18 protein-coding genes are annotated in these 20,946 nt (G+C 66.0%); 15 read left to right on the plus strand and 3 right to left on the minus strand.

Annotation, left to right across the window (positions count from 1 at the left end; genetic code table 11):
* Position 1: 1 nt before the first annotated feature.
* The 11 genes from ASC83_RS08805 to ASC83_RS08855 all read left to right on the plus strand — a co-directional run bounded on the left by ASC83_RS08805 (position 2) and on the right by ASC83_RS08855 (position 12,914).
* Positions 2-1,588, plus strand: a complete 1,587-nt coding sequence (locus tag ASC83_RS08805) for an ABC transporter ATP-binding protein (protein ID WP_056060792.1) — start codon at positions 2-4, stop codon at positions 1,586-1,588.
* Entirely contained in the window at positions 1,581-2,654 is a 1,074-nt protein-coding gene (locus ASC83_RS08810; RefSeq protein ID WP_056060797.1) for an ABC transporter permease, read from the plus strand. The genes ASC83_RS08805 and ASC83_RS08810 overlap by 8 nt, the downstream gene beginning before the upstream one ends.
* Complete coding sequence (locus ASC83_RS08815) at positions 2,654-3,574, plus strand: ABC transporter permease (protein ID WP_056060799.1); 921 nt, start codon at positions 2,654-2,656, stop codon at positions 3,572-3,574. The genes ASC83_RS08810 and ASC83_RS08815 overlap by 1 nt, the downstream gene beginning before the upstream one ends.
* A 109-nt stretch (positions 3,575-3,683) precedes the next feature.
* Positions 3,684-4,850, plus strand: a complete 1,167-nt coding sequence (locus ASC83_RS08820; RefSeq protein WP_056060802.1) for a BMP family ABC transporter substrate-binding protein — start codon at positions 3,684-3,686, stop codon at positions 4,848-4,850.
* 387 nt (positions 4,851-5,237) lie between these two features.
* The gene (locus ASC83_RS08825; protein WP_056060806.1) at positions 5,238-6,221 is read left to right on the plus strand and encodes an aromatic ring-hydroxylating dioxygenase subunit alpha; all 984 of its coding nucleotides are present in this window, start codon (positions 5,238-5,240) and stop codon (positions 6,219-6,221) included.
* Positions 6,221-7,273 carry an adenosine deaminase gene (locus ASC83_RS08830; protein WP_056060809.1) on the plus strand — a complete coding sequence of 351 codons (1,053 nt, stop codon included), beginning with the start codon at positions 6,221-6,223 and terminating at the stop codon, positions 7,271-7,273. The genes ASC83_RS08825 and ASC83_RS08830 overlap by 1 nt, the downstream gene beginning before the upstream one ends.
* A gap of 217 nt (positions 7,274-7,490) precedes the next feature.
* Positions 7,491-9,065, plus strand: coding sequence for a methyl-accepting chemotaxis protein (locus tag ASC83_RS08835; protein WP_056060812.1), 1,575 nt, complete (start codon positions 7,491-7,493; stop codon positions 9,063-9,065).
* A 179-nt stretch (positions 9,066-9,244) separates the two neighbouring features.
* Positions 9,245-10,345 carry a BMP family ABC transporter substrate-binding protein gene (locus tag ASC83_RS08840; RefSeq protein WP_056060815.1) on the plus strand — a complete coding sequence of 367 codons (1,101 nt, stop codon included), beginning with the start codon at positions 9,245-9,247 and terminating at the stop codon, positions 10,343-10,345.
* A 112-nt stretch (positions 10,346-10,457) separates the two neighbouring features.
* Positions 10,458-11,756: a guanine deaminase gene (gene guaD, locus ASC83_RS08845; RefSeq protein ID WP_056060818.1), complete on the plus strand. Its 1,299-nt coding sequence runs from the start codon at positions 10,458-10,460 to the stop codon at positions 11,754-11,756.
* An 80-nt stretch (positions 11,757-11,836) separates the two neighbouring features.
* Positions 11,837-12,409, plus strand: a complete 573-nt coding sequence (gene dcd / locus ASC83_RS08850) for a dCTP deaminase (protein WP_015012892.1) — start codon at positions 11,837-11,839, stop codon at positions 12,407-12,409.
* A gap of 136 nt (positions 12,410-12,545) precedes the next feature.
* On the plus strand, positions 12,546-12,914 hold the full coding sequence (locus tag ASC83_RS08855) for a hypothetical protein (RefSeq protein WP_056060820.1): 369 nt from the start codon (positions 12,546-12,548) through the stop codon (positions 12,912-12,914).
* Positions 12,915-12,973: 59 nt separating this feature from the next.
* Here the strand turns inward: ASC83_RS08855 and ASC83_RS08860 are convergent, their stop codons facing one another.
* The 3 genes from ASC83_RS08860 to pcp form a co-directional block, all read right to left on the minus strand.
* Positions 12,974-14,671 (minus strand): diguanylate cyclase, encoded by a 1,698-nt coding sequence (locus ASC83_RS08860; RefSeq protein WP_235509339.1) that lies wholly within the window; start codon positions 14,669-14,671, stop codon positions 12,974-12,976.
* A complete protein-coding gene (locus ASC83_RS08865) occupies positions 14,671-15,660 on the minus strand; it encodes a delta(1)-pyrroline-2-carboxylate reductase family protein (RefSeq protein WP_056060823.1) in 990 nt (329 codons plus the stop codon). The genes ASC83_RS08860 and ASC83_RS08865 overlap by 1 nt, the downstream gene beginning before the upstream one ends.
* Positions 15,661-15,781: 121 nt before the next feature.
* A complete protein-coding gene (pcp, locus tag ASC83_RS08870; RefSeq protein ID WP_056060826.1) occupies positions 15,782-16,456 on the minus strand; it encodes a pyroglutamyl-peptidase I in 675 nt (224 codons plus the stop codon).
* A 112-nt stretch (positions 16,457-16,568) separates the two neighbouring features.
* Here pcp and ASC83_RS08875 point away from each other — a divergent pair, with 112 nt between their 5' ends.
* The 4 genes from ASC83_RS08875 (at position 16,569) to ASC83_RS08890 (ending at position 20,932) form a co-directional block, all read left to right on the plus strand.
* Entirely contained in the window at positions 16,569-17,453 is an 885-nt protein-coding gene (locus ASC83_RS08875; RefSeq protein WP_056060829.1) for a neutral zinc metallopeptidase, read from the plus strand.
* 34 nt (positions 17,454-17,487) lie between these two features.
* Positions 17,488-19,677: a cyclic nucleotide-binding domain-containing protein gene (locus tag ASC83_RS08880; protein WP_056060832.1), complete on the plus strand. Its 2,190-nt coding sequence runs from the start codon at positions 17,488-17,490 to the stop codon at positions 19,675-19,677.
* Positions 19,678-19,801: 124 nt separating this feature from the next.
* On the plus strand, positions 19,802-20,224 hold the full coding sequence (locus ASC83_RS08885) for a group II truncated hemoglobin (RefSeq protein ID WP_056060835.1): 423 nt from the start codon (positions 19,802-19,804) through the stop codon (positions 20,222-20,224).
* 114 nt (positions 20,225-20,338) lie between these two features.
* Entirely contained in the window at positions 20,339-20,932 is a 594-nt protein-coding gene (locus ASC83_RS08890; RefSeq protein WP_056060837.1) for a LemA family protein, read from the plus strand.
* Positions 20,933-20,946 lie beyond the last annotated feature (14 nt).

Below are 20,946 nucleotides of genomic sequence, written 5' to 3' on the forward strand. Positions count from 1 at the left end.
CATGAGTTCTCCCCCCAATCCTTCAGCGCCTGGTGCGGCGCCGCCACGGCTGCAGCTGGTGGGCATCACCAAGCGCTACCCGGCCGTGGTGGCCAACAGCGGCGTGTCGCTCACGGTGCTGCCGGGTGAAATCCACGCCGTGCTGGGCGAAAACGGCGCGGGCAAGTCCACGCTGATGAAAATCATCTACGGCTCGGTCAAGCCCGATGAAGGCAGCGTGTTCTTCAACGGCCAGGCCGTGCAGGTGCGCAACCCGCAAGAAGCGCGGGCCCTGGGCATTGCCATGGTGTTCCAGCATTTCAGCCTGTTCGACACCCTCACGGTGGCCGAGAACGTGTGGCTGGGCCTGGACAAGAGCCTGACGTTGGCCGAAGTGACCGGCCGCATCACCGCCAAGGCCGCCGAATACGGCCTGGACATCGACCCCCTGCGCCCCGTGCACACGTTGAGCGTGGGCGAAATGCAGCGGGTAGAAATCATCCGCGCGCTGCTCACCAATCCCAAGGTGCTGATCCTGGACGAACCCACTTCGGTGCTCACGCCCCAGGCCGTAGAAAAGCTCTTCGTGGTGCTGCGCAAGCTGGCCAGCGAGGGCTGCAGCATCCTCTACATCAGCCACAAGCTGCACGAAATCCGCGCGCTGTGCACCGCCTGCACCGTGCTGCGCGGCGGCAAGGTGACGGGTGTGTGCAACCCGGCCGAGGAATCCAATGCATCGCTGTCGCGGCTGATGATCGGCGCCGAGCCGCCGGCGCTGGAACACCGCGCCGTGCAGACCGGCGCCACGGTGCTGCGCGTGCAGGGCTTGTCGCTGCCGCGAGCCGACCAGTTCGGCGTGGACCTGATCGACCTGCAGTTCGAGGTCAAGGCGGGCGAGGTGGTGGGCATTGCCGGAGTGTCGGGCAACGGGCAAAAAGAGCTGCTCTACGCGTTGTCGGGCGAAGACCAGCGGGCTGACGCGGCCTGCATCCAGGTGTCCGGCCAGAACGCGGGCCGCATGGGTCCCGGCGAGCGCCGTGCGCTGGGCCTGCATTTTGTGCCCGAAGAGCGCTTGGGCCGGGGCGCCGTGCCCACCATGGGGCTGGCGCACAACCTGCTGCTCACCCGCACCAATTCGGTCGGCGGCAGTGGCTGGATCAAGGTGGGTGCGCTGCAAAAACATGCCGAGGACATCATCCGGCGCTTCAATGTGAAGGCGGGTGGACCCAACGCAGCGGCCAAGTCGCTGTCGGGTGGCAACCTGCAGAAGTTCATCGTGGGGCGCGAGATTGACGCCAACCCCAAGCTGCTCATCGTCTCGCAGCCCACCTGGGGCGTGGATGTGGGCGCCGCCGCACAGATCCGGGGCTCCATCCTGGCCCTGCGTGACGCAGGCTGCGCCGTGCTGGTGGTGAGTGAGGAGCTGGACGAATTGTTTGAAATCTGCGACCGGCTGCACGTGGTGGCCAAGGGGCATATGTCGCCTTCCGTGCCACGCGCCGAGGCCACGGTGGAACGCATCGGTGAATGGATGAGCGGGCTGTGGCATGCCGATGTCCAAGCGCACCTCGCACAACAGGCCAAGGCAGCGGAGGTGCAGCATGCTTAAGCTGGAACCACGCCCCCAGGCTTCCAAGCTCTGGACCTACGGCTCGCCCCTGCTGGCGCTGGCCTTTACCGTGCTGATCGGTGTGGCCTTGTTCATTGCGCTGGGCAAAGACCCGGTGCGCGGGCTGCAGGTGTTCTTCTGGGAGCCGATCAAGACGCAGTACGCCATTGGCGAGCTCATGGTCAAGGCCACGCCACTGTTGCTGATTGCGCTGGGGCTGGCCGTGTGTTTCCGCTCCAACGTGTGGAACATCGGTGCCGAAGGCCAGTTTGTGATCGGCGCCGTGGTGGCGGGTGGCGTGGCGCTGCTGGCCGACAAGACCACGGGCCCCTGGATCGTGCCCGCCATCCTGCTCGCCGGGGTGCTGGGCGGCATGGCCTGGGCGGGGCTCACGGCGCTGCTGCGCGACAAGTTCAACGCCAACGAAATCCTGGTGAGTCTGATGTTGGTTTATGTGGCCACGCTGGTGCTGGGCTATCTGGTCTATGGCCCGTGGAAGGACCCGATGGGCTACAACTTTCCGCAGACCAAGACGTTCGAGAAGGTCACGCAGATCCCGCGCCTGATGCAGGGCTCGCGCGTGTCCATCGGGTTGCTGCTGGCGCTCGCAGGCGCTGGGGCCTTGTGGGTGTTCCTGTTCCGCACGCGGGCGGGCTTTGCACAGCAGGTGGGCGGGCTGGCACCGGCGGCGGCGCGTTATGCGGGCTTTTCGTCGCGCCGCGCGCTGTGGACGGCGCTGCTGATCTCGGGCGGCGCCGCTGGCCTGGCGGGCGCGCTGGAGGTGGCAGGGCCCATCGGCCAGCTCACGCCCTATGTGCCTGCGGGCTACGGCTTCGCGGCCATCATCGTGGCCTTTGTGGGGCGGTTGCACCCGGTGGGCATGATCCTCTCGGCCGTCCTCATGAGCATGTTCTACATCGGCGGTGAACTCGCGCAGTCGCGCCTGGGCCTGCCCAAGTCGCTCACCGGTGTGTTCCAGGGCCTGCTGCTGTTCACGCTGCTGGCCTGTGACACGCTGATTGCCTACCGCATCCGCTGGGTCGGCAGCAAGAAAGGAGGTGTCTGATGGAGTCTTATGCACTGCTCATCGGCGCCACGCTCAGTGCGGGCACCGTGCTGGCCATTGCGGCCCTGGGCCTGCTCATCAACGAAAAGGCGGGCATCGTCAACCTGGGGGCCGAGGGCATGATGCTCTGCGCCGCCATTGCCGGCTTTGCCACCGTGGTGCACACGGGCAACACCTGGCTGGGCTTTGCGGCAGGCATGGCGGCAGGTGCCGTGCTGGCCGCCATCTTTGGTGTGCTGGTGATCTGGCTCAACACCAACCAGTACGCCACGGGGCTTGCGCTCAGTCTGTTCGGCGTGGGCTTCTCCGCGTTTGCGGGCATCAGCTATGTGCAGGCCAAGCTGCCCGAGCTGCCCAAGTACGCCATTCCCGTGCTGGGCGATGTGCCGCTCCTCGGGCCAGCGCTGTTCCAGCAGCACCCGCTGGTGTATCTCACCATGCTGCTGGTGGCGGGGTTGATCTGGTTTCTGTACCGCTCCCGCGCCGGGCTGGTGCTGCGGTCGGTGGGCGAATCGCCTGAGTCAGCCCATGCGTTGGGCTACCCGGTGCGGCGCATCCGGCTGGCGGCCGTGGTGGTGGGCGGGGCGCTGTGCGGGCTGGCCGGGGCTTACATCTCCACTGTCTACACCCCGCTGTGGGTCGAGGGCATGGTGGCCGGGCGCGGCTGGATTGCCCTGGCGCTCACCACCTTTGCCACCTGGCGCCCGGCACGGGTGTTGCTTGGTGCTTATCTGTTCGGCGGCGTGACCATGCTGCAGTTCCATTTGCAGGCCACGGGCGTGCAGGTGGCCAGTCAGTTGCTGAGCATGCTGCCGTATGTGGCCACCATCGTGGTGCTGGCGCTGATCTCGCGCAATCCGGCGTGGATCCGCATCAACATGCCGGCATCGCTGGGCAAACCGTTTTATCCGGGCTCCTGAAAGGGCTAGCCCACCGGAAAATCTGGTTACCCTGCGGTAGATCGCACCATAATCATTGTTTTCGTCCCCCAACCTTTGCAAGTCCTACTTCTTCGATAAGGAAACCGACATGACTGATCTGCAGAAACGCTCCCTGCTCAAGGTGGCAGCGCTCTCCGCTGTGGCTGCTGCTGCCCTGGTGGGCTGTGGCAAGAAGGAAGAACCGGCACCGGCCCCTGCGCCTGCACCGGCCCCTGCCGCAGAAGCACCGGCACCCAAGCCCGAGCCACTGAAGATCGCGTTTGCCTATGTCGGCCCGGTGGGCGACGGCGGCTGGTCGTTCGCGCACGACAACGGTCGCAAGGCCATCGAGAAGGAATTTGGCGACAAGGTCGTGACGAGCTTTGTGGAAAGCGTGCCCGAGTCTGCTGACGCAGAGCGCGTGCTGCGCGACCTGGCCGGCCAGGGCAACAAGTTGATCTTCGGCACCACCTTCGGCTACATGGAGTCCATGCTCAAGGTCGCGGAAGACAACAAGGGTGTGAAGTTCGAACACGCCACCGGCTACAAGACCGCCGAAAACCTGCGCACCTACGACAGCCGCACCTACGAAGGCGCGTATATGGCCGGCATCATCGCTGGTGCCATGACCAAGTCCAACACGCTGGGCGTGGTGGGCTCGGTGCCGATCCCTGAGGTGATCCGCAACATCAACAGCTTCACGCTGGGTGCGCAGTCGGTCAATCCCAAGATCAAGACCAAGGTGGTGTGGGTGAATGAATGGTTCAGCCCACCGAAGGAAACCGAAGCTGCGACCAGCCTGATCAACGGCGGCGCGGACATCCTGTTCCAGAACACCGACTCTCCCGCCGTGCTCAAGACCGCCCAGGAAAAGGGCAAGCGCGCCTTCGGCTGGGACAGCGACATGACCGCCTACGGCCCCAAGGCCCACCTGGCATCGGCGGTGATCAACTGGGGCCCGTACTACGTCAAGGCCACCAAGGACGTGCTGGACGGCACCTGGGCTTCGGGCCAAAGCTGGTGGGGTGTGAAGGAAGGCGCTATCGACATCGTCTCCATCGCTGAAGACGTGCCTGCTGACACCAAGGCCAAGGTCGAAGCCGTGAAGAAGGGCCTGGCCGACGGCAGCTTCAGCATCTGGAAGGGCCCCATCGTGGGTCAGGACGGCAAGCCCGTGCTGGAAAAGGACGCTGTGGCTGACGACAAGTTCCTGGGCGGCATCAACTTCTACGTCAAGGGCGTGGAAGGCAAGATCCCTGGCGGCGACAAGAAGTAATTCGCACCGCGTTCATCGGCAGTTCTTGCGAGCTGCTGTGACAAAGGGCCGCCCTGGGGTGGCCCTTTTGTTTTGCAGGCGCGTTTGCGGCCTGCAGCATTAAGAACCTGTTCAAAGTCTTTTTGGAGTCGCACAAGTCCCTTGCCGGGATGGGATGCCAGGCGCGGTGCGCAGCCAATAGCCCGTGCTATTGGCAAGCCCCGCAACGCCGCAGACCGCCCGGCAAGGCACTTGCCCGAAGGGTTGGAGTGAAATCGGGCGATTGGACGCCCCGGCTGCTTGCATGGGCATGAGCCCACGCGGCGCATCCGAAGCATCCACTCATCCCGATTGCACTCCAATGCAATCTCCAAAAAGACTTTGAACAGGTTCTAAGGAGCAAGGACGATGGTGGAATCTACGTTGTGGCACCCGGTGGCACTGTCAGAAGCCGTAGCGGCGCAGGCACCACTGGCCGTGCAGTTGCTGGAACAAGCCGTGGTGTTGTGGCGCGACAGCGAAGGCGCCGTGCTCGCGCTGGCCGACCAGTGCCCGCACCGGGGCGCCCGCCTGTCGCTGGGCCGCGTGACGCCCCAGGGCCAGTTGGAGTGCCCCTACCATGGCTGGCAGTTTGCGGCCGGTGGGCAATGCACGCACGTGCCTGCACTGCCTACCTTTGTGCCCCCGGCCACGCACTGCGCCCGCCATTTCGAGGTGCAGGAAGCCTATGGCCTTGTGTGGGTGCGCATCGCACCAGGCGAGCAGGGACTGCCTGTGTTTGCGGCGGAGGGGGATGCTCGCCTGCGCAAGCTCAACTGCGGTCCCTACGACGTGGCGGCCAGCGCGCCGCGCATCGTCGAGAACTTTCTGGACATGTCGCATTTCGGCTTTGTGCACGAAGGCTGGCTCGGCAGCCGTGAGGCGACGGCCATCGACGATTACCGCGTGGAGCCCACGCCCACGGGCCTCCTGGCCACGGGCTGCAAGGCCTGGCAACCGCAATCCAACCTGCATTCCACGGCGGCCGCCCAGGTCGAATACACCTACGAAGTCACCGCGCCCTATGCGGCCGTGCTGACCAAGGTGCCCGAGGCGGGCACCACGGCGGTCGATGGCTGGCGCGAGTCCATTGCGCTGTTCATCTGTCCGGTGACGCCGGTGCGCAGCCGGGTGTGGTTTCGGCTGGCCGTGGCGGATTTCGATTCGCCGGACGAGAAACTGCAGGCCTTCCAGCACACCATCTTCACGCAGGACCAGCCCGTGCTGGAGTCGCAGACGCCACAGTGCCTGCCGCTTGACCTGCGCGCGGAGTTGCATACCGCTGCCGACAAGGCATCATCTGCGTATCGCCGCTTTCTGCGCCAGAGTGGCATCACCTTTGGAGTCTGCTGATGTTCAAGATCCCCCCCATCTCCGCCGAGCGCCTTCCCAGCCTGCTGCGTGCCATGCCCAAGGCCGAGCTGCATATCCACATCGAGGGCTCGCTGGAGCCCGAGCTGATCTTTGCGCTGGCGCAGCGCAATGGGCTGACGCTGCCCTATGCCAGCGTGGACGCCTTGCGCAGCGCCTATGCATTCACCAATCTGCAGAGTTTTCTGGACATCTACTACGCCGGTGCGAGTGTGCTGCTGCATGAACAGGATTTTTACGACATGGCGCGCGCTTACCTGGGTCGTGCGGCGCGCGACAACGTGCTGCACACCGAACTCTTCTTCGACCCGCAAACCCATACCGCACGCGGCGTGGCGATGGAGACCGTCATCAACGGTCTGCACCGTGCCTGCCAGGATGCCCGCGCCGAACTCGGAATCAGCGCCACGCTGATCCTGTGCTTCCTGCGCCATCTGAGCGAGGAGTCGGCGTTCGAAACGCTGGAGCAGGCCATGCCGCTGCTCGACAAGATGGTGGGTGTGGGTCTGGACTCCAGCGAACTGGGGCACCCGCCCGAGAAGTTTGCCCGCGTGTTCGCCCGCTGCCGCGAGCTGGGCCTGCACCTGGTGGCCCATGCGGGGGAGGAGGGTCCTCCCGCCTACATCTGGAGTGCGCTGGATGTGCTCAAGGTCGAGCGCATCGACCATGGCGTGCAGGCGGTACACGACGCTGCCCTGATGCAGCGCCTGGCGCAAGACCGCATTGCGCTCACGGTGTGCCCGCTGTCCAACCAGAAACTGTGCGTCTTCCCCAACCTTGCGGACCACAACCTCGGCAAGCTGCTCGATGCCGGGCTGGCTGCCACCGTGAATTCGGACGACCCTGCCTACTTTGGTGGCTACATCAACGAGAACTTCACCCAGGTGTTTGCGGCCACGGGGCTCACGGCCAAACATGCTTACCAGTTGGCTTTCAACAGTTTTGAAGCCAGCTTTGCAGGCAATGCTGACAAGCGGGTGTGGGAGCACAAGCTCAAGGAAGCGTTCGAGCGGTGCGTGGAGCACGACTACTGAGCTTCGGGTAGCGCACGCAGTGGGCTGGGGAAATGGCGCCAGAGGGACTGTCGCCAGTGCGGCAGGGGCATGATCTGGGTAAACCCTTAAAATAGTAAGTATTCGTTCGAATTGCGTCCGGCCCAGGCCCAAGGGGTGATCCACCACCATGGCCCTTACCCTGCGCTCCCTTGTGGAGTGCACGGGTGCCGTGTTGCCCCCTTTTTTGGAGCCTTCCATGTTTCTCAGTCAAATCTCCATTGGCAAGCGCCTGACCCTGGTGCTTGGCCTCATCCTGGCGCTGTTTTTTGCCAGCAGCGTGGTGGCCGTGGTCAAGCTCAGCCAGCTGGGCAGGGAGATCGACGCCATGGTCAACGACAACATCAAGACCGAGCGCGCGGGCTCGGACTGGCTGCGCCACACCACATCGGGCGTGCAGCGCGCGGCAGCCATTGCCAAGAGCAGCGACGCGAGCCTGATCCCATACTTTGCGCCCGCCACGGCCGCGTCGATCCGTGATACCAACGAGCTGCAGAAATTCATCGAGTCCAAGATGGACACGGCGGAGAAGAAGCAGCTTTTTGCCAAGGTGGGAGACCTGCGCAAGGACTACCTGGCGGCCCGCGAGGAAGTGAGCAAGTTCAAGCAGGCGGGCGATGCCGAGAACGCCAACAAGGTTTTCACCGAGCGGTTTGAGCCCACCTCCCGCAGCTATCTGGCGGGTGTGCAGCAGATGGTGGATGGCCAGCGCGCCGAGCTCGATGCGGCCGGCAAGCGCAGCGAAGAGCTGCGTGCCCAGACCACGCTGCTGCTGCAGATCTGCACCGGCGTGTCGCTGCTGCTGGGCGCCTTGCTGGCCTGGCTGCTGACCACCAGCATCACGCGCCCGCTGCGCAAGGCAGAGGCCATTGCAGAGACCATCGCCAACATGGACCTGACGGGTGCCCCCCAGGCGAGCTACGCCAATGACGAAACCGGCCACCTGCTGCGCGCGCTGGATGCCATGCGCAGCGCGCTGCACCGTTCGCTGCAGCAAGTGCGGGGCGTGGTGGACAGCATCTCTACCGCCAGCACCCAGATCGCGATTGGCAACCAGGACCTGAGCGCGCGCACTGAGCAGACAGCCAGCAGCCTGCAGGAGACCGCCAGCTCGATGGAAGAGCTGACCAGCACCGTGCGCCAGAGCGCCGATTCGGCCGTGCAGGCCAACCAGCTGGCCGTGTCGGCGGCGCAGGTGGCCCAGCGCGGTGGCGATGTGGTGGCACAGGTGGTGACCACCATGGACGAGATCAACACCAGCAGCAAGAAGATTGCCGACATCATCGGCACCATCGACGGTATCGCGTTCCAGACCAACATCCTGGCCCTCAACGCCGCCGTGGAAGCCGCCCGTGCGGGCGAGCAGGGCCGTGGCTTTGCCGTGGTGGCCAGCGAAGTGCGCTCACTGGCCCAGCGCTCGGCCCAGGCGGCCAAGGAAATCAAGACGCTGATCGGCGTGTCCGTGGAAAAGGTTGAGTCGGGTGCTGCCCTGGTGCAGAACGCCGGCACCACCATGGGCGAGATCGTGAGTTCCGTGCGCCGCGTGACCGACATCATTGGCGAGATCAGCGCAGCCGCTTCGGAGCAGAGCCAGGGCATTGGCCAGGTGAATGTGGCGGTGACCCAGCTGGACCAGATGACCCAGCAAAATGCAGCCCTGGTGGAAGAGTCCACCGCTGCCGCCGAAAGCCTGAAGGATCAGGCGTCGCGCCTGGCCGAAGTCGTCGGTGCTTTCCGCCTGGGCGCGGGCCCGCAGGCGCTGCGGCTGAATTGAAATTGATGGCGGGGCTCTGTGCGCTGCTGCAGCGCTCCGCCCGTGCTTGAAAGCGCTTTTTTTCCGACAATCTTTGCAACATCGCTTCATGTAGTTTTCGCACAGTCTGACCTTCCCGGTGGCACCGTCGTCCTGCGGTGCTTCCGGTCCATTCCATCAGGGCCATGTAGAGGAACACCATGTACAAAAACCTCGCTGCCACGCTCGTGGCCGCCTGTTTTTTCTCCCCCGTTTTTTCCCAGACCACGTCCGCCAAGGGCAGCGTCGCCGAGCCCGTCAAAGCCGGTTTTGTCTATGTCTCACCCATCACCGAGGCAGGCTGGACGCGCCAGCATGACGAAGGCCGCAAGGCCGTCGAGGCCGCGCTGGGCAGCCAGGTGAAGACCACGTTGGTCGAGAACGTGGCCGAAGGCGCCGATGCAGAACGCGTGATCCGCGACCTGGCCGCCACCGGCCATCAGATCATCTTCACCCCCAGCTTTGGCTACATGGAGCCCACGCTCAAGGTGGCGCAGGACTATCCGCAGGTGAAGTTCGAGTCCATCACCGGCTACAAGACCACCCCCAATGTGGCCGCCGCCAATGCGCGCTACTACGAGGGGCGTTACCTGGCGGGCATCGCTGCGGGCCGCATGAGCAAGACCGGCGTGGCAGGGTTCGTGGCCGGGTTTCCCATCCCCGAAGTGCTGCAGGGCATCAACGCCTTCACGCTGGGCATGCGCTCGGTCAACCCCAAGGCCACTGTCAAGGTGGTGTGGCTCAACGTATGGTTCGACCCGCCCAAGGAGCGGGATGCCGCCATGGCACTGTTCAACCAGGACGTGGATGTGATTGCTTTCCATACTGGCTCCACTGCCGTGATGGCGGCTGCGCAAGAGCGCGGCAAGATGGCCGTGGCCTATCACTCGGACATGCGCAAGACGGGCCCGGACGCGCAGATCGTGGCCGTGACGCACCAGTGGGGCAGCTACTACACCGAGCGCGTGCGCGCCGTGCAAAACGGCACCTGGAAAAGTGCCAATGTGTGGGGCGGCGTGCGCGAGGGCATGATCCGCGTCGGTGACTTTGGCACCCGGGTGCCAGCGGCCGTCCAGCAGGAGGTGCTGAATGCCCAGAAGGCCGTGGGCGCGGGCAAGCTCCAGCCCTTCCGTGCGGGCAAAGTGCCGGTGCGCGACAACGAAGGGCAGGAGCGCATTGCTGCTGGCCAGGCACTGCCGGATGCCCAGATATTGCAGATGAACTGGCTGGTGGAAGGCGTGGTGGGCAAGGTGTCCCGCTGATCCTGCAGGGCATATCGCCCATCGTTTTCACTGGTCGGCGCTCCCCGAACCCCATAGCCACTATGGGGTGCTGCATATACAAACGGCGCCCCCTGCCGCTAAGCTTGGCGCCATGCCTGTTTACCGTTCCGCTCTTTTGCGTTTTGCCGACGACGGCAGCGCCCTCTATGACGAAGATGGCCTGCTGGCCGTTGGCCCTGACGCTCAGGGCTGCCAGCGTGTGCTGGCGGCGGGCGCTTGGCAGACTCTCGCGCCACAATTTGCCGGGGAGCCTGTGGTGCATCTGCCGGGGCGCATCCTGGCGCCGGGGTTTGTGGACATGCACATCCACTTCCCGCAGACGGACGTGATCGGCTCGCCAGCCGATGGCCTGCTGCCCTGGCTGGAGAACTACACCTTTCCCCACGAATCCCGATTTGTAGACCCCGGCTACAGCGCACAGGTGGCCGAATTTTTTGTGGCCGAGCTGCTGCGCAACGGCGTGACCACAGCCCTGGCGTTTTCGACGTCACACCCCGCGTCGGTGGATGCCCTGTTCACCGAGGCCCAGCGCCAGCGGATGCGCCTGATCACCGGCAAGGTGCTGCAGGACCGCCACTCGCCCGATGGCGTTCGCGACGACACCGAGCAGAGCCTCCTCGACACCGAGGCGCTGATCCAGTGCTGGCACGGCGTGGACCGCCTGGGGTATGCCATCACCCCGCGTTTTGCGCCCACCAGCACGCATGAACAATTGCGCGGCGCGGGTGAGCTGGCTGCGCGCTACCCCGATGTGTGGATCCAGTCCCACGTGGCCGAGAACCGCGACGAGATCCGTTGGGCGCGCGAGCTGTTCCCCGCCGCGCGCAGCTACCTGGGCGTGTACGACGACTTTGGCCTGATGCGCGAACGTGCGGTGTATGCGCACTGCATCCACTTCGATGACGACGACCGCGCGCTGATGCGCGACACCGGCGCGGTGGCGGCGGTCAGCCCCACCAGCAACCTCTTTCTGGGCAGCGGGTTCTTCGACTACGCCGGTGCCGACCGCGTGGGGTTTGGTTATGGCTTGGCCAGCGATGTGGGCGGAGGCACCAGCTTCAGCCCGTTCCACACCATGCTGGCGGCGTACTACGTGGGGCGTGAGGGCCAGACCAAGCAGGGCCTGAGTCTGTCACCCCAGCAACTGTGGTGGCAACACACGGCGGGCGCGGCCAGGGCGCTGGGCCTGGCGGGTGTGGTCGGCAATCTGCAGCCGGGCTGCGAGGCCGATTTTGTGGTGCTGAACCCCGCAGCCACGCCGCTTTTGGCGCGCAAGACCCGCCAGGCGCGCAACCTCGATGAGCTTTTGTTTGCGCTGATCGTGCTCGGCGACGACCGTGTGGTGCAGCAAACGGTGATTTCTCAAGCAAAATACGGCTCTAGCGCTTGATATTCATGCGCTAACAGCTACGTATTTAATAGCGCCCGGCAGTCCACCACTGAGCGGGCCACAGCGCAGGGAGTTCTGCTATGAGCATCAAGAGCGACAAATGGATCCGCCGCATGGCGGCCGAGCACGGAATGATCGAGCCCTTCGAGCCCGGCCAGGTTCGCGAGGTCGAAGGCCGCAAGATCATCAGCTACGGCACCAGCAGCTACGGCTACGACATCCGCTGTGCGCCCGAATTCAAGGTGTTCACCAACATCCACAGCACGGTGGTGGACCCGAAGAACTTCGATGAAAAGAGCTTTGTCGATTTCGAGGGTGACAGCTGCATCATCCCGCCCAACAGCTTCGCGCTGGCCCGCACGGTCGAATACTTCCGCATCCCGCGCAATGTGCTCACCATCTGCCTGGGCAAGAGCACCTATGCCCGCTGCGGCATCATCGTCAACGTGACGCCGTTCGAGCCCGAGTGGGAAGGCTATGTGACGCTGGAGTTCAGCAACACCACGCCGCTGCCAGCGCGCATCTACGCAGGCGAGGGCTGCGCACAAGTGCTGTTCTTCGAGAGCGACAAGGACGACGTGTGCGAGGTCAGCTACCGAGACCGGGGCGGCAAGTACCAGGGCCAGGTGGGCGTGACACTGCCCAAGGCCTGACCAGGCGCACATGGCGGGCGGTGGCAGGGGTTGTGTCCTACACGCGCCATGCGCTTTGGCTGAAATGCAAGCATCGGTAAGTTTTCTAGCATCGGTGACACGCCTCCCGGGAGATGGAGGCTGATGGAGTTTCACCATGCTGATGTCCGCTGCCGCCTCAACCTTGTTCTTTGCGCCCATCCGCGCTCTGGCGCCAGCGCTGGCCGATCCCGCTCCAGCCCCTGCGCCTTCTGTCATCCCGCCGCCCCGGCGCCCAGACGTTGCGCCGCATTCTGCCGACGCCGACTGCCAGGCACACCACACCTACTGGCCCTGTGAGTTGCTCAATGCCTTTGTGCTGCGCATGGCAGCACACGGCCACTGCGTGAACATGTCGATGATGCTGGGCCACCGGCCCTATGCCCTGGAGCGATTGGCGTTGGCGGCCGGCGCTCCGGACGCTGGCCTGCAAGAGCTGTCAGCCCAGCTGCAGCCGTATTTTGAGGCACCCGTGCTGCAAGCCTAAAGCCCGGAGCCACGGCCCGCAACACCGGGGGACGGCGCCACTGCGGGCTCGGGCAGCCCTCACGCCTCCACGCAGACCCTGTTGCGTCCCTGGCCCTTGGCCTCGTAGAGCGCTGCATCGCCCCGACGCAGCATGGCGGCGCCGTTGTCGTCTGCGCTGCGCATGGTTGCGACACCTGCGCTGACGGTGATGGTGCCCACGACCGGGTTCTGTTGCTCTGCCATGGCGGTGACAAGGGCCTGCGCAATGGACTGGGCGCCCCCCAGGTCGGTGTCGGGCAGCAACGCCACGAACTCTTCTCCCCCCAGTCGCGCCACCACATCAGAGCCACGCAGGCGGGACTCCAGCGTGCGTGCCAGGCGCCGCAGGACCTCGTCTCCGGCTTCATGCCCGTAGGTGTCGTTCACCCGCTTGAAGTGGTCCACGTCCACGGTGATCAGGCTCAGCGGACGGCTGCTGCGCCGCGCCAGCGCCACCGCAAAGGCCATTTGTGTCTCGAAGCCGCGCCGGTTCAGCAACCCGGTGAGGGCGTCGGTGCGTGCCTGCAGGTCCAGCGCGCGGTTCGCGGCCTCCAGCTCCAGCGTGCGCAGGCGCACTTTTTCTTCCATCGCCTCGCGGGCGGCCAGCAGGCGGTGCGTCATGCGGCCCAGAGACTGAGACAGCTGTTGTACCTCGCGGCTGCTTTGCATGGTCGGAATGTCGCTGCCGGGGAGCCCGGCCTCCACCGCACTGGCCGCGTCGGCCAGGGCATACAGGTCCACGCTCAGGCGCCGGGCGGCCAGCCAGGCCAGGGCGGATGCCAGCAGCGCGGCCGTCAGGCCAATCACCAGTGCCAGTTGCACGGTGTTGTCTGCCTCCGCGAAAGCCAATTCGACAGGCTGGCGTGCCACGATGCGCCAGCCCAGATCGCTGGCCGCGTTGCGCGGTTGCAGCTGCGTGGCGGCGGTCAGGTAGCGCTTGCCATCCCTCCACCGCACCACGGTGGTCTGCGTACGGTCGCCATCACGGTTGTTGTTGACACTGATGTCCTCGGGCAGTCGCTGTCCGGCGGACCGCATCACCTCGGTCTGTCCGCCAGGCGCGAAAATCAACTGGCCTTCACGGTCAAAGATGAACAGTTCCAGCGCGCTTTCATCGGATGACGCAGGGGTCAAACTCTCCAGTACCTCGCGTGTCCACTGCCAGCTGCCGTGGATTCCCAGCACGCCCACCGTGGTGGGACCGATGCGTATGGGCGCTGCAAAGTCCACAAACCGGTGCGGTTCGCCGGTGGCGGTGGGGGGCAGCAGGGACTCCAGCAGCTTGGCGGGGTGGACGTCGCCCACATGCACTCCTTCGAGTCCGTGTTGAAACCAGGGCCGCTGGGCCACGCTCTGGCCCACCAGCAGGCCGCGTGTGGCATTGCGCACCACGCCTTGCGCATCGGCCACACCGATCCAGATGTTGGTGGGCTGCATGGCCTGGCTGCGGGCCAGCATGTGCTGGGCCTCGGCAGAGTCGAGCCCCTTGGACCACACCACTTCGGCACTGGCCATCACCTCGGCCTCCAGGCTGCGCTGCATGAGGCCCAGGGCCAGAAGCTTGCCTGCGTTTTCGGCGACCACCTGCAAGGAACTGCCTGCATCGCGCTGAATGCGGTGCTTGAGCAACTCGCCAAACCCCAGCGACAGCAGCACTGACAGGGTCACGACCAGCGTGCCAAACACCAGCGCGATCTGCATGCGCAGGCTGTGGTCTGAAAAACGTGTGATGAGCATCATGCGGAAGGGTCTGCCCAGTGTGCCGTCGCGGCCGGTGCCGGGCTGGCGCGGCGCAGGGCCAGCCGGGCTGCTGCCAGGTCCCAGCCGGCCCAGCCGCAACTCTTGAACAGCACCGGGCCCGAACGCCGCTCGGGGGCTGCGGCACCAGGGCTCCGGACCATCTCACCCAGCGTCGGCAGCGCCGCCACATCCAGGCCTGCCTGCAGCAGGTCACCTGCCTCATGGAGTGCATCGCTGGTGTCCACCAGGATGCGTCCGTGCCGTGCCACATGCTGGCAAAGGGCTGGGGCCAGCTCTGCCATGGCGGGCGTGAAAGCGCCCACGGCCGCCAAAAATGCGTCGGGCCGGGGCGGGGCGCTCAGCACCAGTGCGCTGGCCGTGGTGCAGGTCGCTATCAGCGGGCAGTGGGGCACGGCGGCATCGGCATCGGCCACCACCTGCACGTCGATGCCCAGGTCGCGAACCTGCGCTGCCAGGGCCTGGGCGCTGGCGCTGCTGCGCGAGGCAATCCACACCTCGCGCACGCCCAGGCCGTGGATGAATGCCTCGGCATGTGCCAGGCCCTGCACCCCTGCGCCGACGATGAGCAAAGGGCCCTGTGGCACCTGCGCCAGATGCCTGGCGGCCAGCAGAGAGACCGCGGCGGTACGCCGCGCGGTGACAGTGGGCCCGTCCAGCACCAGCCGACGCTCGCCCGTGGCGATGTCAAACACCACCACATCGCCCTGGATCGACGGGCGTCCTGTGCCCGCGTTGCCCGGGGTGAAGGTGATGAGCTTGGTCATCGCCACCGATTGATCCGTGGCGGGCATCACAAACAAGCTGCCGCCTTGCGCCAGCGGCAGCACGGCGCGTTGCGGCACCACGACTTTGGGGTCTTTGAGCAAGGCCGCTATTTCGTCAGCCAGATCGGACCAGGGCAACCGCGCAGCGGTGGCTGCTGCGTCCAGCACGCCCGAGGGGGCTGAAGAGGGGGCAAAAAGCATAGGCGGACTGTACACAGCATGCCGCTCTCGTGGGAGCGGAGAAGCCCTCACCTGTGCGGTGCCCAAGGTCACCCAGCGTGCGCTGGGCGCGGGTTCAGGTTCGCCATGGCTGCCATCCCCATCAATGCGTGGCTCCTGCCTGCAGCGCGATGTCCTGCGGCGTCAGCACCGCAGCCCACAGGGCGGCATGCATGCCGCGCACCATGTCGCGCAGGGGCAGATGGGGGTCCCCCTGGCCACTGAGCCAGGGCACGTGCACAAAACCACCCCGTGCGCCCTCTGGGCCTATGCCTTGTGCCAGCAGATGCATCAGGCCGTACAGCACATGGTTGCAGACAAAGGTGCCAGCGGTTTGCGACACCTCGCAGGGCACGCCTGCGCGTTGCACGGCGCGCAGCATGGCTTTGATGGGCAGGCTGGCGAAGTAGGCGGCAGGTCCGCCGGGCTGCACCGGGGTGTCTATGGGCTGTGCGCCACCGTTGTCTGGAATGCGCGCATCGTTGATGTTGATGCCGATGCGCTCGATGGACAGCGCTGCCCGACCACCTGCCAGGCCCAAGCACAGCGTGACGGTGGGCCGGTGTTCTAGCAACAGCGACTGCAGCCGCTGCAACGACTGCCCGAACACCGTGGGCAATTGCGCAGCCACCACCTGGTGTCCTGCGATGCGTTGCCCGTGCAGCGCTTGCGCAATGAGCCAGCTGGGGTTGTGCGCGCCACCACCAAACGGATCAAAACCGGTCAGAAGAATGGTGGGCCCGGCATGGGGCGCGCTATGGTGTGCGGCAGATGTCATGAAAGGCAGGCAAAAGCGGGGTGGAACACATCGTAAATCGTCCGCGCCAGGGCGGCCCCGCGCGTAACATGCAGGCTTGGCCGCCCCACCTGGAGGGCGCTGGAGAGACGCAATGAAATGGGAAGGCAATCGCGAGTCCGACAACGTGGAAGACCGCCGTGACGAGGGCGGCGGCGGTGGATCGCCGGTGTTTGGTGGGCGCAGCATCGGCATTGGCACCATCGTGATCGCGCTGGTGGGGGGCTGGGTGCTGGGCATCAACCCCTTGACCATCCTGGGACTGCTCAGCGGCGGCGGCCCGGCGCCCCAGCTACAGACGCAGCCCCATGCCCCGGCCCACCGCCCACCGGCCGATGACACCATGGCACGTTTTGTGTCCACGGTGCTTGCCGACACGGAGGACGTGTGGGGCGAGGTGTTCCGCCAGGGCGGCGGGCGCTACCAGGACCCGCGGCTGGTGTTGTTCCGGGGCGCTACGCCCACCGCATGTGGTACGGGGCAGGCAGCCATGGGGCCGTTCTATTGCCCCGCTGACCAGAAGGTCTACATCGACCTGGGGTTCTACGAGACTCTCAAGACCCGGCTGGGTGCCCCGGGCGACTTTGCCCAGGCCTACGTGATTGCCCATGAGGTGGGACACCACGTGCAGAACCAGCTGGGCATCAGCGCCAAGGTGGACCAGATGCGGGGGCGTGTGAGCAAGGTGGAATACAACGCGCTGTCGGTGCGGCTGGAGCTGCAGGCCGACTGCTTTGCGGGGGTGTGGGCCCACCACGCCCAGAAGTCCCGCCAGATCCTGGAGCAGGGCGATGTGGAAGAAGCCATGAACGCCGCCGCCAAGATTGGTGACGATGCGCTGCAGCGGGCCAATGGCGGCGCGGTGGTGCCCGAGAGCTTCACGCATGGCACGAGCGCCCAGCGGCAGCGATGGTTCAACAGCGGCCTGCAAAGTGGCAGTGTCAAGACCTGCGACACCTTTGCGGCGCGCAGCCTCTAGGCGCGCAGTGTCCAGGGATTATTAGACCTTCTCCATGCCGCCGACCGCACCCGTGACTGCCTCGCTGCATCGCCGTGCCGGGCCTTCGGCGGGGGCTGAGGTCGGGCCGTCGGCGCCGCAGCCCTCGGGCGCAGCGGCGGCGTGGTCTGCGGCAGCGGTCACCGTGCCCCACGCCGTGGGGCTGGGGCTGCTGGCATTTGCGCCGCTGGCGGGTGAGCATTCTCTGGCCGCGCTGGCGTTGTGGTCGGCTGCATTGCCCGGCCTGCTGCTGACCCTGGTGACACCCCGTGCCGGGGTGGTGTATGCACCGACCACGGTGGTGGCCCTGCTGTTTGCCGCCGTGCTGGCGACTGCCCACGGAGCGGCCCCCAGCCTGGGCCTGAGCGCGCGCCAGGTGCTGGCGGTTAGCGGTGCCACGGTGGCTTTGGCCTTTGTGTTCCAGTGGCTGCTGGGGGTGTTGCGGCTGGCGTCGGTGGCGCGGTTTCTTCCCATCTCGGTCACCCACGGGTTTGCAGCCGGTGTGGGCTTGTCGATGGTGGTGGGACAGGTGCGCAATGGCTTTGGTGCGGGTGCCGATGCGCTGTGGGATGCACGCACCAGCTGGCACCTGCTGGCTGCGCTGGCCGTGGTGGGGCTGGCCTGGGGGCTGCGCCGGCGCTGGCCCCGCATGCCGGGGCTGCTGTCGGCTGTGGCCTTGGTGGCACTGGCCGTGGCGCTGGCGGGGGTATGGGGTGTGGGGCTGGGCAGTGTGTTTGTGCCGGCCGTGCCGCCCAGCGTGTTTGCCTGGCCCATGCTGCCCGACTGGACGGGCATTCCCTGGATGGCCCTGGCCCGGCAGCAGGGCTCCGCTCTGGTGGTGCTGGCGGTGCTGATGGCGCTGGTCAACAGCCTGGAGATTCTGGTATTCAACCAGGAGCTGGAGCTGGACCATGGCCTGCGTGGCAATGCCAACCTGGCGCTGCGCCGCGAGAGTTTGCTGGGTGCGCTGTGTGGGCTGATGGGCATGATTCCCGCGTCCACCAGCGCGTCGCGTTCGCGCATTGTGCTGGCGCAGGCGGGGGCCTCGCGCGATGCCCCGCGCTGGCACGCCGCCATCATGCTGGGTGTGGCGGTCACCGGGGCGTGGTGGCTGCACTGGGTGCCCATGGCCTGTCTTGCCGGGGGGCTGGTGCTGGCGGGGCTGATGCAGGTGCCGGGCCTCATGTGGTCGCTGGGCTATGCCCGCCGGTCCCGGGTGACCTGGGCGCAAAGCTGGCTGGTGGCGCTGGTGTTTGCCGTGATGGGGGGCGTGGGGGCGCTGGTGGCTGGCCTGGTGGTGGCCACGTTTGTGCTGCTGCACGACTCTGCCGCCACGGTGCTGCGCCATGTGCGTCTGGATGGCGAGCTGCGCTCGCGGCGCTTGCGCCGTGCCGGGTCGGACAGTTGGCTGACGCCGCGCATGAACCAGGTGGCGGTGTTTGAACTGCAAGGCGTGATGTCTTTTGGCGTGGCTGCCCACCTGGCCGAGCAGGTGCGCATGCTGCTGCTGCCGCGGCATCGCTGGGTCATTCTGGACGCGGGCCGCGTGCCCGCGTGGGACAGCACCGCAATGGCCCAACTGCGGGCGCTGGTGCGCGATCTGGACCAGCAGGGCATCGCCGCGGCCGTGGCAGCCCTGGACCCCATGGCCGCCGAGCATGCGGGGGAGCATGTGCGCGCCTTTGCCGACCTGGACCGGGCGCTGGAATGGGCCGAGGTGGGCATCTTGTCGCAGCGGCCCATCGAGCAACGCCCCGCGCACCCCGAGCGCGATGTGCTGGGCGAGGTGGGCGAGGGCGTGCCCAAGGCCGCCGCCGAGGCCTTGCAGGCGCTGCTGGTGTCCCAGGCTGTCCCGCCCCATGGCGTAGTGTTCCATGCGGGGGATACGGACCATGACCTCCTCGTGGTCAAGTCCGGCCACATCACGCTGGTCACCCAATGGCCGCCCGACAAGGGCTTGCGCCTGGCCACCGTAGGCCCCGGCATGGCGTTTGGCGAAATGGCCTTCCTCAATGGTGCGGCACGCAGTGCCTGCGCGGGCGCCGAACGTGGCCCGGCGCATCTGGTGCGTTTGTCGCGCGCACATTTTGATGCCTGGGCAAGGCAGTACCCCGAGGCGGCCCTCACGGTGATGAACAATCTGGCCCAGATCGGCGCCCGGCGCTTGGCGGTGACCACGCGGCAGCTGCGGGCGGTGCTGGAGTAGCAGGGCAGGGCATTGGGTGTCGGAGTGCGGCTGTGCCAACGGCGCGGCAGGCGCATGACAAGGCCCGGATTTCTATAATCCAAGTCTTCCCGACACCGTCTGGCAACCTCTCCTTGCCAACCCCATGGAATCCACCCCCTCGTCCTCCGCCGCAGATGCCCCCGTGGCCACCACCCCTTTTGAATGGATCGGCGGCGAAGAACGCGTGCGCGCCTTGACCGAGCGCTTCTATGACCTGATGGACCTGGAGCCCGGCTACACCGAGCTGCGTGCCGCCCATGGCAGCGACCTCGGCCAGGCGCGGCAAAAGCTGTTCATGTTTTTGTGCGGATGGCTGGGTGGGCCGTCGTACTACACCGACCAGTTTGGCCACCCGCGCCTGCGCGCGCGCCACATGCCGTTTGCCATCGGCATCAAGGAGCGCGACCAATGGGTGGCCTGCATGGACCAGGCCATGGGCGAGACCGGCGTGCCCTCCGACCTGCGCGTGCGGCTGAAGGAAAGCTTCATGGGCACGGCGGACTGGATGCGCAACAAAGGGGTGTAGCCCGCCCGCGAGGTGGTGCCCGTTTGCGCCGTTGAATGGCGCCCTGGTATGTTTCCTGGGAGCCGCCTCCACAGGCTCTAAGATGCTCCCTCCAACAAATACAGGAGGTGGGGTATGTCGGCAACCGCATGGGTCGTGGTCGTTGTGCTGGTCGCGTTGGGCTTGTGGGCGGTGGCGGTCTATAACCGGCTGGTGCAGTTGCGCAACCGCATTGCCAATGCGTTTGGCCAGATCGACGTGCAGCTCAAGCGCCGTTATGACCTGATCCCCAACCTGGTAGAGGTGGCGCGTGGCTATCTGGCGCACGAGGCCGCCACGCTGGAAGCCGTGATCAAGGCCCGCAGCCAGGCGCAGGGCGCGGCTGCAGCGGTGCGTGCCGCACCGCAAAGCGCCAGCGCCATGGGCGCGCTGGCGGCGGCAGAGGGTGTACTCGGCGGCAGCTTGGGCCGCCTGATGGTGGTGGCCGAGAGTTACCCTGAACTCAAGGCCGACGCCTCCATGCAGTCGCTGTCCGAAGAGATCACCAGCACCGAAAACCGCCTGGGGTTTGCACGTCAGGCCTACAACGACCAGGCGCTGGAGTTCAACGACGCGGCGGCGCAGTTCCCGGACCTCATCGTCGCGCGCCTGCTGGGTTTTGCGCCCGCGCCCATGCTGGCATCCACGCAGTCCGATGAAGAGCGCGCCGCGCCCCGGGTGAAGTTCTGACCCTTCCGCTTCCA

The sequence above is a fragment of the Acidovorax sp. Root402 genome (assembly GCF_001425125.1).
GTDB classification, from domain to species: domain Bacteria; phylum Pseudomonadota; class Gammaproteobacteria; order Burkholderiales; family Burkholderiaceae_C; genus Acidovorax; species Acidovorax delafieldii.